The following is a 15,304-nucleotide window of genomic DNA, read 5'->3' on the forward strand; positions in this document are numbered from 1 at the left end:
CGGCGCACCACCGGCCCGGGCCTACTGCGCCGCCAGACGCCGCTTCAGCACACTCGCCAGGTAGTTCATCTGCTGCACGTGGGCGGCGTCCCCATCGGTCTGCACGACGGCCGGCCCGACGCCGGCAGTGATGATCGCCACGGCATACCCGCCCACGATGCCCATCTGCCGGGTCTCCGTGTCGCCGCGCAGCCAGCCGCCCTTGAACGGGCCCGCCCCGATGCTCCCGAGGCCCCACCGGTGCTCCGGGATGGGCCGCATGGCCTTCAGGATGTGGGCACTCGCGGCCCGCGAGACGACGCGGCCTCCGTACAGCGCCGCCATGAACTTCACCTGCTGGCGGATCGTCCACTGCATCGAGCCCTGCGAGCGGTCGGGCGCCACCGTCGAGGTGTCCCCCACCGACCGCAGGACCGCAGTGATCGCTGCCCCCGGGCTGCCGGGGATCTGGTCCCGCAGGGCGAGCACGGACTCCATGTGCGACTCGGTCAGGGCCCGGGTGATCTGCGTGCGCTGCTCCGAGGTCAGCCGGCTCGGGTCACCGTCGACCACGGTGTCGAGGAAGGCTGCCACGACGAGCACCTTCGAGGTCGACCAGGCGCGGGAGCTCGGCACCGACCCCTCGACCGTCACCGCCCCCGGGTTGCCCAGCGGCGCGAACGCCAGCGCGTTGCGGGTGTCACCCACCAGCCCGACCGGGCGTGGCTTCGGCTTGGGCTTCGGCGCGGGGGCTGGGGCCTTGGTGGTGGCGGTGGTCTTCGGCTTGGGCTTGGGCTTCGGCGCCGCGGTGCGGGTCGTCGTGCTCGGCGTGGGCGTCGGCGTCACGCTCGACGATGGCGACGACGGAGCCGCCGCACGGGTCGCCGGGGCGCCTCCCCCGCAGGCACACAGCATCACGGCGACGACGGTCATCCAGAGGGTGTGGCGCACGCGCATCGAGGGTAGTCGGCGAACCGGCCAGCGGCGAACCGGTCAGCCTCGAACCGGCCAGCGGCGAACCCGTCAGCCGCGAACCAGCCAGCAGCGCACCGGTCAGCAGCGCACCCACACGCGCAGGGGGCCGACCGGCGCGAATCCCGTCGCCACCGCCTCGGCGAGGTCGGCGCCCTGCTCGTAGCCGGCCATCGGGTGCCCGGGAAACAGCCTGGCGACCTCGTCGCCGAGCGTCGCCCACACCCCGGGCCCACCGGACCAGACATTGCTCACGCCGACCGCACCCGCCCCGAGGCACAGCGCCGCCCGCCCCACCACCTCGCCGTGGGCGTGCGCGGTGAGGAACCGCACTGCCGGGTCCGACAGGAGCGCGGGAAGGAACGTGCCGGACTGCCCGCTGCCCGCGGCCCACTCCCCCAGCGCCGCCGCGTCGGCGACCTCGGCCCACGTGGGGCCCGTGACCGCCGCTCCCGACACCCCGGTCGGCGTCGTCGGCGTCGACACCCCGGTCGGCGCGGTCGGGGCGGTCGGCGACCCAGCCTCGAGCCAGATCCACTCGGCCTCGAACAGCACCTCGAAGCCGAGACCGCCCAGCTCGACGTCGCCGAAGCTGTCCTTGACCGAGGCCCGGTCCCTGTGGGGCACGGCTCGAGCCACCTCGGCCGCGTCCGTGCCGGGTCGCAGCGTCACGACGTCCGGGTAGTACGTCGGTGGCTGGCCACCGGCCAGCCACATCCCCCGGGCGAGGGACCCAGGTGTGCCGTGCACGCGGCACACCGTCTCGCACCAGGCCACGTTGGCGGCGGCCGCACGGACCGCCCGCGGGTCGGGCTGGGCGTCGGGCGGGGTGTCGGGGTCAGGCGCCGCTGGGCTCACGAGCGGCGAGCTCCGCCTTGACGTCGCTGGCGTAGCGCCCGGACCGCTCCTGCCCGCTCATGGCGCCGATCGCCTCCATCAGCTCGTCGGTGACGGCCCGCAGCAGTGCCGCCTTCTGGTAGCGGCGCGAGAGGGCGTCGACGTCGATGGGCGCGCCGAACCGCACCGTCACCTTCGCCGGGCGGAAGCTGTTGGAGCCCGGCGGCTGGACCCGGTCCGTGCCGACCACGGCGCAGGGGACCAGCGTGGCTCCGGTGCTCAGCGCCATGCGGGCCACTCCGGTGCGGCCCCGGTGCAGCCGGCCGTCGGGCGAGCGCGTGCCCTCGGGGTAGACGCCGAACGCCTCCCCGCGGCGCAGCACCTCCTCGCCGAGCTCGAGCGACCGGGCCGCGGCCCGAGGGTCGCTCCGGTCGACCGGGATGGTGCCGCCCGTCGAGTGGAACCAGCGGACCGCCGCGCCGCGCAGTCCGGTCCCCTGGAAGTACTCCGCCTTGCCGAGGAAGTGCACCTGCCGCCGGCACGCGAGCGGGATCACGATCGAGTCCACGAAGGACAGGTGGTTGGAGGCGACGATCAGCGGCCCGGTGGCAGGCACGTGCTCGCGCCCCTGGACCGTCATCCGGGTGGCGAGCCTCACCGGCGGGCCGATGAGGACGTGCCGGAGCACGCCCCTGCTGAGGGTTCCCCTGCTCACGACGTCACCTCCACCCGGAGGCCGATCTGCTCACTCCCACTCGATGGTCCCCGGCGGCTTGCTGGTCACGTCGAGGACGACGCGGTTGACCTCACGCACCTCGTTGGTGATGCGCGTCGAGATCTTGGCCAGCACGTCGTAGGGCACGCGGGTCCAGTCCGCGGTCATGGCGTCCTCGGACGACACCGGCCGCAGCACGACCGGATGGCCGTAGGTCCGGCCGTCACCCTGCACCCCGACCGAGCGGACGTCGGCCAGCAGCACCACGGGGCACTGCCAGATGTCACGGTCGAGCCCGGCGGTGGTGAGCTCCTCGCGCGCGATCGCGTCGGCGGCCCGCAGCACCTCGAGCCGCTCCGCGGTCACCTCACCGACGATGCGGATGCCCAGGCCGGGGCCCGGGAAGGGCTGGCGCCACACGATCGCCTCCGGCACGCCCAGCTCGAGCCCCACCTGGCGGACCTCGTCCTTGAACAGCGCCCGCAGCGGCTCGACGAGCTTGAACTGCAGGTCGTCGGGCAGCCCGCCGACGTTGTGGTGCGACTTGATGTTGGCCGCGCCGGTGCCACCCCCGGACTCCACGACGTCGGGGTAGAGCGTGCCCTGCACGAGGAACTCCACCGGGTGGTCGTCGGCCCCGGCGTGGGAGCCGACGACGTCGCGCGCGGCCTGCTCGAAGACGCGGATGAACTCGCGCCCGATGATCTTGCGCTTCTCCTCGGGGTCGGAGACCCCGGCGAGCGCGGTGAGGAACCGCTCGCGCGCGTCGACGACGACGAGGTCGACACCGGTCGCGGCCACGAAGTCCTTCTCGACCTGCTCGGCCTCGCCGGCCCGCAGCAGCCCGTGGTCGACGAAGACGCACGTCAGCTGGTCGCCGACGGCCTTCTGGACGAGGGCCGCCGCGACGGAGGAGTCGACGCCCCCGGAGAGGGCGCACAGCACGCGCGACTCACCCACCTGGTCGCGGATCGTGCCGACCAGCTCGTCGACGACGTTGGCGGCGGTCCAGTCAGCCTCGATGCCGGCACCCCGCCAGAGGAAGTTCTCGAGCACCCGCTGGCCGAAGGTCGAGTGCATGACCTCCGGGTGCCACTGCACGCCGTACAGCCTGCGCTCGTCGTCCTCGAAGGCCGCCACGGGGGCGCCGGCCGTCGAGGCGGTCACGCGCATGCCGTCGGGCGCCTCGGTCACCGAGTCGCCGTGGCTCATCCACACCGACTGCTCGTCGGGCTGGCCGTTGAAGAGGACCGACGAGGTGTCGCTGACCTGGGCGGGGGTCGCGCCGTACTCGCCGAGGCCGGTCCGGGCGACGACACCGCCGAGGGCCTGGACCATCGCCTGGAACCCGTAGCACATGCCGAACACCGGAACCCCGGCCTGCAGCAGCTCGGGGTCGAGACCCGGGGCGCCCTCCTCGTAGACCGAGGACGGCCCGCCCGAGAGCACGATCGCGGCGGGGTCCTTGGCCAGCATGTCGGCTGCGCTCATCGAGTGCGGAACGACCTCGCTGTAGACGTTGGCCTCACGCACGCGCCGGGCGATGAGCTGGGCGTACTGCGCGCCGAAGTCGACGACGAGGACGGGCCGCGCCTGGAGCTCGATCGCGGTCACCTCCACGCGGTCGCCCTCGGAGGCCTCGACGCGGTCGTCGTCGGGGGCCTGGGTCACGTCACTGGCTGCGGCGTCGGTCACGGCTCAAGGCTACCGGCGAGCGAGCCCTCGACCTCACGCACCACCCGCCGCTCGAGATACCACGGCACGACCGGCAGGGCTCCTGCGAGCATGGTGAGCACCATCCGCCCGAGCGGCCAGCGGAGCAGGAACCCGAGGTTGATCACCGACGCCGCGTAGACCATGTAGAGCCAGCCGTGGATCGGGCTCCACGCCTTCGACGGCCCCTCGTTGCCGAAGCCGTAGCGGATGACCATCACCACCACCAGGATCAGCACGGCCGTTCCGGCGATGATCGACATCACCTTGTAGAAGGCGAGCGAGCGGCGGACCTTCTCGGGCGCCGGTGCAGGACGGACCTGCTCAGACATGGGACTCCTCTCGTTGCAGGTCCAGCTGGTGGTCGTCGCGCACCATCCTGAACCACATGTACGCCGCGAACGCGGCGAAGATCCACCACTGCAGGGCGTATGCCGCGTTGCGCCACGACAGCCCCGTCTCGCCGATCACCGGGGGCGGCACCCGCGCCAGGCCCTCGGCCGGCAGCGGCGAGGAGCCGGCGCCGGCCGTCCGCTCCTCCACCGCGAAGCCGAACGCGTTGTACAGGTCCCCCTGCCACTCGTTGACGAGCACGGCGAGGTCGATCGAGCCCCGTACCGGCGCACCGCCCGGCGCCTGCTCCTCGGCGGGCGCCTCGGAGGGGGACTCCCCCGGAGCCAGCGACGCCGTCACGGTGACCAGGCCCGCCGGCGGGGCGGGAGCCGCGGCCGACGCGGGGACGAACCCGCGGACCACGGCCAGCGTCGCCCCGGTGGACTCGACCACCAGCGGAGTCACGACCCACGAGCCGTCCCGGCCGTCGAGGCGCCGCGGCGCGACGAGGAACTGGCCGTCAGCGGCATACCTGCCGGTGGCCGTCACCCGGCGACCGGCGCCGCCGGAGGGGAATGGCGCGTGCGGCCCGATGGCCGCGGCGATCGGCACGACGGGTTCCCGGGAGGCTGCGGCGGCCACCTCCTCGCGGCCCTTGTCGCGGGCGACGTCGAGCTGCCACAGCCCGAGCCAGAAGAACGACACCAGGACCAGGACCAGGACCACGAACAGGCCCAGCCAGCGTGGCTTGAGGGCAGTACGCAGCACCCGCTCAGGCTACGGGACGCCTCGAGTCGTCGAAGACGAGGATGCTCCCGCCGTAGCAGGCGACCCAGACGGCCTTGCGGGTCGGCTCGTACGTGATGCCGATCGGGTGGTGCTCGGTGGGAACCTCGTCGACCGTCGCCAGGTCCGAGGTGCGCAGCTTCGTGACGGTGGACGACTCGTAGTTGACCGAGTAGACCGCCCCGCCGTCGGCCGAGATCGCCAGCGAGCGGGGCTCCTTGCCGGTGCGGACCCACTTCACGACCCGGCCGGTGGCGCGGTCGAGCTTGCTCACGGTGCCGTCGCCGTTGTTGGTCACGAAGAGGTGCCTGCCGTCGTGGGAGAGCACGATGTGCCGCGGCCCGTCGCCGGTGCGGGCGTAGTCGGAGACCGACCTGGAGCCGAGGTCCACGCGGACGACGCGGTCCGAGCCCATGAGGGCGATGTAGGCGGTCCGGCTGTCGGGCGAGACGGCGATGCCGCGGGGGTGGCTGCCGCGCAGCGGGATCCGTGCGACCTCCTTCGCGCTGGCCGTGTCGATGACGGAGAGGTCGGCCGAGCACCAGTTGGTCACGAGGACCCGCGCACCGTCGGGCGTGACCGCGACGTACTTGGGGACGGCACCGACCGCCACGACCCGCTCGATGGCGAACGTCGCGGTGTCGACCCGGTAGACGAAGCTCGTCTCCGTGCCGTCGCCGGCGGTGCAGGTGTCCAGCCCCTCGGGGCCGAAACCCTTGCCGTACATGGCGTAGTTCGACACCCAGGCATGCCTGCCGTCCGGGCTGAACGCCATCTCGACGGGTGCGCCCCTGGAGGTGCCGGGGTGCCCGGCGATGCCGAAGTCCGCCAGCCGCACCGCGTCGGGGATGGTGCGCAGCAGCGCGCCGTCCGCGCGGAAGGCGCTGACCGTGTGCTTGTACATCATGTTCTGCGCGAAGACGAGGCCCTGCGCCGAGGCGACGACCGACTTCGGCGCGAGGTCACCGGTCAGCCGCTGGACCCTCACGAGCGCGGTCTCGGCGGAGGGGCCGGGCGCACCCTGCGCCTCCGACGGGCTGCGGGCCGGGACGGGGATGGCGGCAGTGGTCGGCGTCGGCCGCGCCGTGGCCGTCGGTGGTGCCGGCGCCGCAGCGGCGTCCCCACCGGCGAGCGCGCCCACCAGTCGCGAGACCCCCAGCACCGTCAGCGCCAGGAAGGCCAGGACCACGAGGAGGGCGATACGGCGTCGACGCACGTACTTCGGCTCGCGACGGACGATCACCGCTTCGCACCTTCCCTCGACTGCGTGAGGACGCGGGCCCGGGCTCGGCGGACATCCCCCGGCGGACCCACGCTCACGTCACGGTAGGCCGCCACCACGTCGCAGCGTCGCTGCCACACCGGGCGGCCGGAAAACCGGTGTCGCCGGGCGACGCCCGCCACCTACCGTGGTGAGCCTCATGCAGACCATCCCGTTCCCGGATCCGGGCCGCCCCGACACGCGGACCCCGCTCCGCTTCCTGCTCTGGACCGCGGCGCGGCAGTGGCGCACCCAGCTGCTCGGCCTCCTCCTCGGGATGGTGTGGATGCTCGCGCTCGCGCTCGTGCCGGCCGCCGTGGGGCGGGGCATCGACGAGGGCATCGTCGCCGGTGACACCGCCGGCCTGGTCCGCTGGTCCCTGGCGCTGCTGGGGCTGGGCGCAGTGGCCGCGGCAGCCGGTGCCGCCCGCCACTTCCTCGCGGTCCACAACTGGCTCTACGCCTCCTACCGCAGCGCCCAGCTCACCGCTCGCGGCATCGAGGAGGCCGGCCCGGCCCTCACCCGCACCATCCCGTCGGGAGAGGTCATCGCGGTCTTCGCCAACGACGTCATGCGCATCGGCGGCCTGTTCGACGTCATGGCCCGCTTCACCGGGGCCATCGTCAGCTACGTCGTCGTCGGGGCGATCCTGCTCTCGGCCTCGCCACCGCTCGGCTGGCTCGTCCTGCTCGGCGGCCCGGTCCTGCTCGCCCTGCTCTCCTTCGTCGTCCGCCCGCTCCAGCGCCGCCAGGCGGAACAGCGCGAGCAGACGGGGCGGCTCACCACCCTCGGCGCGGACACCGTCGCCGGCCTGCGGGTGCTGCGCGGCATCGGCGGCGAGCAGACGTTCCTGGCCCGTTACGCAGACCAGTCCCAGCGGGTTCGCGCCGTCGGGGTCCGCGTGGCCGGGGTGCAGGCGGCGCTCGACTCGGCGCAGGTCCTGCTGCCGGGCGTCTTCGTCGTCCTCGTCACCTGGGTGGGCGCGCGGTTCGCGGTGGACGGCCGGATCAGCGCGGGGCAGCTCGTGGCGTTCTACGGGTATGCCGCGTTCCTCACCATGCCGCTTCGCACCGTCACCGAGTTCGTCGACCGGCTGATCCGGGCTCACATCGGCGCACGGAAGGTGCTGGGGATCCTGGCTGTCGAGCCGGACCAGTCCCCTGGATCCCCCGGCCGCGTCGCGATGCCGACCCCCTCGGGCGACCTGCACGACCCGGCCTCGGGGGTGACGGTGCGGGCCGGCCGGCTCACGGCGCTGGTGTCCGCCCGCCCGGAGGACACCGCGGCCATCGCCGACCGCCTGGGGCGGTTCGGGCCCGGCCCGCACGACACGACCTGGGGCGGACATCCCCTGGCGGAGCTCTCGCTGCGCGAGGTCCGCGAGCGCGTCGTCGTCAGCGAGGCCGACCCGCGGCTCTTCACGGGGACCCTCCGGGACCAGCTGCTGGCCGGCCGGCCGGCCGACTCGGACGCCACGGTCCACCAGGCGCTGCACGTCGCGAGTGCCCTTGACGTCCTCGACGCGCTGCCCGAGGGTCTCGACGGGCTGGTCGAGGAGCGTGGGCGGTCCTACTCCGGCGGCCAGCGGCAGCGCCTCGCGCTGACCCGCGCCCTGCTCGCGGACCCCGAGGTGCTCGTGCTCGTCGAGCCGACCAGCGCGGTCGACGCGCACACCGAGGCACGCATCGCGGCACGGCTGGCCCACGCCCGTCGCGGGCGCACCACGGTGGTCACCACCGCCAGCCCGCTCCTGCTCGGGGCGGCCGACGAGGTCGTCCTCGTCGAGGACGGCGCGGTCGCCGCCGTCGGAGCCCACCATGACCTGCTGGCCGGCCACCCGGCATACCGGGACGTCGTGATCCGAGGGGAGGCGGACTGACATGGCGACGGTCGGGACGATGAGGACGGACCACGCCCGGCGAACGCTGCCGATCGCCGACATGGCCGCGGTCGTGCGGCATGCCCGTGGGCTGGCTGCGGAGCACCGCCGGTACCTGGCGCTGGTGCTCGGGCTGCACGCCCTCGCCGCGCTCGCCGCCCTGGCGGGGCCGTGGCTCGTCGGACGCCTCGTCGACACGGTGAGCGGCGGGGGCGGGGCGGGCGCCCTCGCCGAGGTGGACCGGATCGCGCTGCTGCTGGCCGGCGCGGTGCTGCTGCAGACCGGGTTGACCTGGGCTGCACGGCGCTCGTCGTTCGTCCTCGGCGAGACCGTCTTCGCCCAGCTGCGCGAGCAGTTCGTCGGGCGAGCCGTGAACCTGCCGCTGTCGACCGTGGAGCGGGCCGGCACCGGCGACCTGGTGGCCCGCACCACCAACGACGTCGAGGCCCTCTCCCACGTCGTGCGGTTCGGGGTCCCGTCGATCTTCGTCGCGGCGGTGACCGTCGTGATGACGGGTGTCGCCGCGGCGGCCACCGCGCCGCTGGCGGTGCTGCCGATGCTGCTGGCGCTGCCGCTGTACTGGCTGACGACCCGGCGCTACCTGCGGTACGCCGGCAACGGCTACCTGTGGGAGCGCGCGACGTACGCCAGCCTCAACGGGGTCGTCTCGGAGACGGTCGACGGCGCCCGCACCATCGACGCCCTCTCCCTCGGCCCGGTCCGCCGGCGCCGGTTCCTCGACGCGCTGCGCGACTGCTACGACGCGGAGCAGTACACCCTGGGGCTGCGACTGCGCTGGTTCCCGTACGTGGAGTTCGGCCACTTCCTGCCGGTCGCCGGGTCGGTCCTCTGGGGCGGCTACCTCGCCATGAACGGCCACATCACCGCCGGCGCGGCCACCGCCGTGACGCTCTACATCCACCAGATGGTGGCCCCGCTCGACGACCTGCTCATGTGGCTCGACGAGATCCAGGTGGGTGCGACGTCGCTGGCGCGAGTCATCGGCGTCGGCGAGGTGCCGCCCGACCGCGAGGCCACCGGCGGCCGACCCACCGGCGACCGGCTCGACGTCGACGGGGTGCGCTACTCCTACCGCAGCGGCCACGACGTGCTGCACGGCGTCAGCCTGGACCTGCGCCCGGGCGAACGCCTCGCGATCGTCGGGCCCTCGGGCGCGGGGAAGTCCACGCTCGGGCGGCTCATGGCCGGGATCGACGGCCCACGGGAGGGCACCGTCGCCGTCGGGGGCGTGCCGCTGGTCGACCTCGAGCTCGACGACCTGCGCCGCCAGGTCGCGCTGGTGACCCAGGAGCACCACGTGTTCGTGGGGACCCTCGCCGACAACCTGCTGCTCGCCCGGCCCGGGGCAGACCACGCCCAGCTGCTGCAGGCACTGGCCGCGGTCGACGCCGCGGAGTGGGCCCTGGCCCTGCCCGACGGCCTCGCCACCGTCGTGGGTAGCGGCGGCCACGCGCTGAGCGAGGCGCAGTCCCAGCAGGTCGCGCTGGCCCGTCTGGTGCTGGCGGACCCGCACACCCTCGTGCTCGACGAGGCGACCTCGCTGCTCGACCCGAGGGCGGCGCGGCACCTCGAGCGGTCCCTGGCCGCCGTGGTCCAGGGCCGCACCGTGGTCGCGATCGCCCACCGCCTGCACACGGCGCACGACGCCGACCGGGTGGCCGTCGTCGAGGACGGCCTGATCAGCGAGATCGGCGCCCACGACGAGCTCATCGCCGCGGACGGCCCGTATGCCGCGCTGTGGCGGTCGTGGCGCGACGAAGGGCACGAGAGGGCCTCCGGGGCGGCGGGGGCGGCCCGGTAGCCGCCGTGGCTCGTCGCCTGGAAAATCGATGGTTCGACATGCGTAACCACCGCCACCTGCCGTCGTTGTCTGGGTGGTGCGGCTGGAGATACCACCCCCGGCTCGTCTCCAGCCGCACCCAACCCAGACGGTGGCGCCCGCCGGTCAGGGGGCTGGCGGAGCCGCCGTCTGGGGCGGCCCCGATCCCCCTGTGAGAGACGCCCCCTCGGGACTTCACACCGCCGCCTCGTGTTTGCACAATATGGGTGTGCCCCCGTCTGCGGACGGGGCAGGGGCGGCCCGAGGGCCCACCCCGACGCCACGACACCCGGCCCGCCGAGTGGCGGCCGGCACGAGCACAGGAGGTGGTTTCAGTGGCAGTTGTCTTTGACCCCTTCCGCGAGATGGACCGGCTGGCGAGCCAGCTGATGAGCGGTTCTGCGACGGCCCGCACGCCACGCTGGATGCCGATGGACCTCTACCGCGCAGGCGACCACTACGTCGTCAACATCGACCTGCCGGGCGTCGACCCGGGGTCGATCGACGTCGACGTCGACGGCACGACCCTGACGGTGCGCGCGGAGCGCACGCTGCGCGGGGAGGAGAACGCCGAGTGGATCGCCCAGGAACGGGCGTCGGGCAGCTACATGCGCCAGCTCAGTCTCGGCGAGGGACTCGACCTCGAGAGGATCCACGCCCACTACGAGAACGGCGTCCTCTCGATGACGATCCCGGTCTCCGAGCGGGCCAGGCCACGCAAGATCGAGGTACAGAGCCGCGGCGGCCAGCAGCAGATCGAGCAGGGCGGGGGCGCCGAGCGCGCCACCGTCGAAGGACAGGTCTCCGGATCGACCGGCGGCTGAGCCGACCGCTGGGCACCGGCGCTCGGTCCCGTCTCCGGGCCGGGCGCCGGTGTCACGCCCGCGGGTTCAGTTCTTCACGACCTGCCGGGTGAACCGCGCCACCGCCGGGCGCGCGGGCGGCACCGGGTCGAGGCGGCGGTAGCCCTCCCCCTGCGCCGGGCGCGGATCGGCCTCGCCAAGGTTCGGCCAGAGGGACATGGCCCGCTCCGCCTGGGCGGTGATCGTGAGCGAGGGGTTGACCCCGAGGTTGGCCGAGACGGCTGAGCCGTCGACGACGTGGAGGCCGGGGTAGCCCCAGACGCGGTGGTACGGGTCGACGACCCCGGTGGCCGGGTCGGACCCGATGACGGCACCGCCGAGGAAGTGCGCCGTCATCGGCACGTCGAGGACCTCACCGAGCGACCCGCCGGGGAAGGCACGCAGCCCGGTGGCCTCGGACAGCCGGAGGGCGAGGGCTCGCATCGCCCGGTGCCCTGCCGGGATGAACGTCGGGTTGGGTTCGCCGTGGCCCTGCCGCGAGGTGAGCGTGCGACCGCCGAGGAGGCCCCGCCGGCCCGACACGGTGAGCGAGTTGTCGCGGGACTGCATGACCAGGCCGATGATGGTCCGCTCGCTCCACCGGCGCTGCGAGAGGGACCGCGCGAACACCACGGGGTGGCGCACCGCCTGCGCGAGGAAGCGCAGTGGCCGCGGGACCCTGCCCCCTCCGTCGACCAGGATGGTCGCGAGGGCCCCCATCGCGTTGGAGCCCTTGCCGTACCTCACGCTCTCGACGTGGGTGTCCGGGTCCGGGTGGAAGGAGGACGTGATCGCCACGCCCCGGGTGAGGTCGACACCGGAGGGCGCCCGCTCCAGCATCGCGCCGCCGATGGCCTCCGAGTTCGTCCGGGTGAGGTGTCCGAGCCGGTCCGACAGCGCCGGCAGGGCCCCGGTGTCGCGCAGGGTGTGGAGCAGCCGCTGCGTTCCCCACGCACCGGCCGCGAGCACGACCTGGCCGGCCGTGACGGTGCGCCGGTCCCGACGCACCCAGGCGCCGGTGGCCTCGGTCGTGACGCGGTAGGCCGCCCCATCGGGACGCACGTCCACCACCGTGCGCAGTGGCTCGATCGTGGCACCGAGGCCCTCCGCGAGCGCGAGGTAGTTCTTCACCAGCGTGTTCTTGGCCCCGACCCGGCACCCGACCATGCAGTTGCCGCACTCGGTGCACCCCGTGCGAGCCGGGCCGGCTCCCCCGAAGTAGGGGTCGGGAACGCGCACGCCGGGCGCGCCGAAGAAGACCCCGACCGGGGTCTTCGCGAAGGTGTCGCCGACGCCGAGGTCCTCGGCGGTGCGGCGCATGACCTCCTCGACCGGCCCCTCGCACGGGTTGGTGACGACCCCGAGCATCCGCGAGGCGACCGCGTAGTGCGGGGCCAGCTCGGACTGCCAGTCGGTGATGTCACGCCACTGCGGGTCCTCGAAGAACGGGCGCGGCGGGACGTACAGCGTGTTCGCGTAGTTCAGCGACCCGCCGCCGACGCCGGCCCCGGCGAGGATCATCACGTCCGGCAGCCGGTGGACGCGCTGGACCCCGAAGCACTTCAGCCGCGGCGCCCACAGGTAGCGGCGCAGGTCCCACGAGGTCCTCGCGAAGTCCTCGTCGGAGAAGCGGCGGCCAGACTCGATGACGTGGACCCGGTAGCCCTTCTCGGCCAGCCGCAGCGCGGTGACGGAGCCACCGAAGCCCGAGCCGACGACGACGACGTCGTAGTCGGTCATGGACGCCGGCTGGCCTTCAGGGCCCGCAGCACACCGGTGAACACCGTCGCGAAGGCCTCGTCGGACATCCCGGCGAACGGCGACAGGGGGACCAGCCGCTGCACGGCGACGGTCTGGGTCTCGGTGTACTTGGTGATGCCCTCCGCGCCGTGCCGCCTGCCGAGGCCGGACGCCTTCATGCCACCCATGGGCGCGGCCGTGCTCCCCCAGGCAGCGCCGTAGCCGTCGTTGATGTTGACCGTGCCGGCCGCGATGGCCGCGGCGATGCGTCGCCCGCGCGCGACGTCGCGCGTGAACACCGCCGCGTTGAGCCCGTAGTCGGTGTCGTTGGCCAGCCGGATGGCCTCCTCGTCGGAGGCGACACGGTAGACCGACACGACCGGCCCGAACGTCTCCTCGTCACGCACGTCCATCGCCGCGGTGACCCCGGTGAGCACCGTCGGCTCGTAGAAGAACGGGCCGAGGTCCGGCCGGGCGCGACCGCCCGTCAGGACCCGGGCTCCCTTGGCTCGGGCGTCCTCCACGTGCTCGGTGACCCGCCGCAGCTGCTCGGCGCTCACCAGCGACCCCATGTCGAAGCCGTAGACGAGGTCACTGCCGAGGCGCATCCCCTGCACCGCGGCGACGAAGCACTCGGTGAAGGCGTCCGCGACGCTCTCGTGCACGATCACCCGCTCCATCGCCACGCACAGCTGCCCCGCGTTGGAGAAGCAGGCGCCGACCGCCCGGGCCGCCGCGCGGTCGAGGTCGGCGTCCTCGGCGACGTACATGCTGTTCTTCCCGCCGAGCTCGAGGCTGCAGCCGACGAGCCGGGCCGCCGCGGACGTGGCCACCCGCCGGCCCGTGGCCGTCGAGCCGGTGTAGCTGACGTAGTCGGCGTGGTCGACGACCGCCTGGCCGACCGTGGCCCCGTCGCCGAGCACGACCTGGAGCACGGACTCGGGCAGGCCCGCCTCGACGAGCAGGGCGACCGCCTTCAGCGCGGTGAGCGAGGACTGCAGGTCCGGGCGCAGCACCACGGCGTTGCCCGCCATCAGCGCCGGCAGTGCGTCGCTGACCGCGAGGGTCAGCGGGTAGTTCCATGGCGAGACCACCCCGACGACGCCCTTGGGGTGGTGGTGCTCGACGGTCCGCGTGGCCAGCGGCAGCAGTCCGGCCCGGCGTCTCGGGCGCAGGTAGCCCGCGGCCCGTCGCGCGTAGTGCCGCGAGACCAGGGCCACGTCGGCGACCTCCTCGAACGCCTGTCGACGGGTCTTGCCCGACTCGAGCTGGACGAGGTCGAGCAGCTCGACCTGACGCTCGAGGACGAGGTCGTGGTAGCGCAGCAGGATCCGCTCGCGCAGGTCCATCGGGGTGCGGGCCCAGCTCCGCTGCGCGGCACGGGCCCCTTCCACGGCGACGGCCACGTCGTCGGGCGTGGACAGCGGGAGCGAGGCCAGGGGCGCACCACCCACGGGGGTGTGCGTGAGCCGGTGCTCCGGACGAGGGGAGCACACCACCCGCGAGGTGAGGCGGCGCACGAGCGCAGGCTCCACGGCATACGTCGCAGTGGGGTCCGTCTCCGGGTCGGCGAGGATGTCCGGGGCCATGAGCAGAGCCTAGGTGCGGGCCGGGTGCTTGCCCAGAGAGGCTGGAGGACTGAGACCCCCGACACAGCCGCGACGGACTAGGACGGATGCCGGAACCCCGGCGCCCGCAGCGGGATGAGTCTGAGAGGTGGCCAACCCCACCCAGAGGAGTCCTCATGTTCCGACACCGTCGTGCCTCGCGCACGCTCGCAGCCGCAGGGTCGCTGGGGGTCGCCCTTGCACTCACCGTCGCCGCACCGTCGTCCGCCGACCCGTCCTGGAGAGTCGTCGCCTCCGGTCTGCACAGCCCGCGGAGCCTTGCCGTCTCCCCCGACGGGGACGTCTTCGTCGCCGAGTCCGGGCGAGGCGGTCAGCGGGTCTGCGCCCCGCACCCGGTGCTCGTCGAGGCCTGCCTCGGCTTCAGCGGGTCGATCACCTGGGTCAACCCGAGCGGCGCCGACGAGAGGGTCGTCACCGGGCTGCCCTCCATCGCCAACGACGTGGAGGCGCTCGGCCCGATGGACCTCGTGGTGACCGACAGCGGCCGCTACTACGCCACGATCGGGCTCGGCGCCGACGAGGAGGTGCGCGACGGCTTCGGGAAGCCCGGCGAGCACCTGGCCACCGTCGTGACCGGGCGGCTGGACAGCGACGAGCACAAGGTGTTCGCCGACGCCCTCGCGTACGAGGCCGACGCGAACCCCGACGGCACCGATGTCGACAGCAACCCCGCGGGTCTGTCCCGCGCCGGTGAGGGCCTCGTCGTCGCCGACGCCGGCGGGAACGCCATCGTCAAGGTGAACGAGGACGGCCGCTTCCGCACGGTCGCCGCGCTCGAG

At 73.6% G+C, this 15,304-nt stretch carries 13 protein-coding genes; 4 read left to right on the forward strand and 9 right to left on the reverse strand.

Translation table 11 applies throughout. From position 1 onward, the window contains the following. Positions 1–21: 21 nt before the first annotated feature. From VIB11_RS12810 to VIB11_RS12840, 7 genes are all read right to left on the reverse strand, one after another. Positions 22–930 carry a hypothetical protein gene (locus VIB11_RS12810; protein ID WP_332031620.1) on the reverse strand — a complete coding sequence of 303 codons (909 nt, stop codon included), beginning with the start codon at positions 928–930 and terminating at the stop codon, positions 22–24. Between the two features lie 102 nt (positions 931–1,032). Next, positions 1,033–1,809, reverse strand: a complete 777-nt coding sequence (locus VIB11_RS12815) for a hypothetical protein (RefSeq protein WP_332031621.1) — start codon at positions 1,807–1,809, stop codon at positions 1,033–1,035. Further along, entirely contained in the window at positions 1,790–2,503 is a 714-nt protein-coding gene (locus VIB11_RS12820; protein WP_332031622.1) for a lysophospholipid acyltransferase family protein, read from the reverse strand. The genes VIB11_RS12815 and VIB11_RS12820 overlap by 20 nt, the downstream gene beginning before the upstream one ends. 30 nt (positions 2,504–2,533) lie before the next feature. Beyond that, entirely contained in the window at positions 2,534–4,117 is a 1,584-nt protein-coding gene (guaA, locus tag VIB11_RS12825) for a glutamine-hydrolyzing GMP synthase (RefSeq protein ID WP_332031633.1), read from the reverse strand. Positions 4,118–4,194: 77 nt separating this feature from the next. After that, positions 4,195–4,548, reverse strand: a complete 354-nt coding sequence (locus VIB11_RS12830; RefSeq protein WP_332031623.1) for a DUF3817 domain-containing protein — start codon at positions 4,546–4,548, stop codon at positions 4,195–4,197. After that, complete coding sequence (locus VIB11_RS12835) at positions 4,541–5,317, reverse strand: SURF1 family protein (RefSeq protein WP_332031624.1); 777 nt, start codon at positions 5,315–5,317, stop codon at positions 4,541–4,543. Before VIB11_RS12835 ends, VIB11_RS12830 begins: the two co-directional genes overlap by 8 nt. A 4-nt stretch (positions 5,318–5,321) precedes the next feature. Further along, the gene (locus VIB11_RS12840) at positions 5,322–6,578 is read right to left on the reverse strand and encodes a YncE family protein (RefSeq protein WP_332031625.1); all 1,257 of its coding nucleotides are present in this window, start codon (positions 6,576–6,578) and stop codon (positions 5,322–5,324) included. 178 nt (positions 6,579–6,756) lie between these two features. On the opposite strand from VIB11_RS12840, the gene VIB11_RS12845 reads away from it, so the two are divergent. From VIB11_RS12845 to VIB11_RS12855, 3 genes are all read left to right on the forward strand, one after another. Then, complete coding sequence (locus VIB11_RS12845; RefSeq protein ID WP_332031626.1) at positions 6,757–8,475, forward strand: ABC transporter ATP-binding protein; 1,719 nt, start codon at positions 6,757–6,759, stop codon at positions 8,473–8,475. A 19-nt stretch (positions 8,476–8,494) separates the two neighbouring features. Next, a complete protein-coding gene (locus VIB11_RS12850; protein WP_332031627.1) occupies positions 8,495–10,297 on the forward strand; it encodes an ABC transporter ATP-binding protein in 1,803 nt (600 codons plus the stop codon). Positions 10,298–10,650: 353 nt separating this feature from the next. Then, the gene (locus VIB11_RS12855; protein ID WP_332031628.1) at positions 10,651–11,139 is read left to right on the forward strand and encodes an Hsp20/alpha crystallin family protein; all 489 of its coding nucleotides are present in this window, start codon (positions 10,651–10,653) and stop codon (positions 11,137–11,139) included. A gap of 66 nt (positions 11,140–11,205) precedes the next feature. Here VIB11_RS12855 and VIB11_RS12860 read toward each other — a convergent pair whose 3' ends face one another. After that, on the reverse strand, positions 11,206–12,897 hold the full coding sequence (locus VIB11_RS12860; RefSeq protein ID WP_332031629.1) for a GMC family oxidoreductase: 1,692 nt from the start codon (positions 12,895–12,897) through the stop codon (positions 11,206–11,208). Next, positions 12,894–14,486, reverse strand: a complete 1,593-nt coding sequence (locus tag VIB11_RS12865) for a succinic semialdehyde dehydrogenase (RefSeq protein ID WP_332031630.1) — start codon at positions 14,484–14,486, stop codon at positions 12,894–12,896. Before VIB11_RS12865 ends, VIB11_RS12860 begins: the two co-directional genes overlap by 4 nt. Positions 14,487–14,641: 155 nt before the next feature. On the opposite strand from VIB11_RS12865, the gene VIB11_RS12870 reads away from it, so the two are divergent. Then, positions 14,642–15,304 (forward strand): ScyD/ScyE family protein (locus VIB11_RS12870; protein WP_332031631.1); only part of this gene is annotated, 663 nt, incomplete at its 3' end.

Origin of the sequence: Pedococcus sp. (genome assembly GCF_036554925.1) — a bacterium.
Taxonomy (GTDB): domain Bacteria; phylum Actinomycetota; class Actinomycetes; order Actinomycetales; family Dermatophilaceae; genus Pedococcus_A.

Coding starts and splice junctions, on each gene's coding strand:
- VIB11_RS12830 (WP_332031623.1), bottom strand. CDS start 4,548: ATGTCTGAGCAGGTCCGTCCTGCACCGGCGCCCGAGAAGGTCCGCCGC.
- VIB11_RS12845 (WP_332031626.1), top strand. CDS start 6,757: ATGCAGACCATCCCGTTCCCGGATCCGGGCCGCCCCGACACGCGGACC.
- VIB11_RS12850 (WP_332031627.1), top strand. CDS start 8,495: ATGAGGACGGACCACGCCCGGCGAACGCTGCCGATCGCCGACATGGCC.
- VIB11_RS12860 (WP_332031629.1), bottom strand. CDS start 12,897: ATGACCGACTACGACGTCGTCGTCGTCGGCTCGGGCTTCGGTGGCTCC.
- VIB11_RS12865 (WP_332031630.1), bottom strand. CDS start 14,486: ATGGCCCCGGACATCCTCGCCGACCCGGAGACGGACCCCACTGCGACG.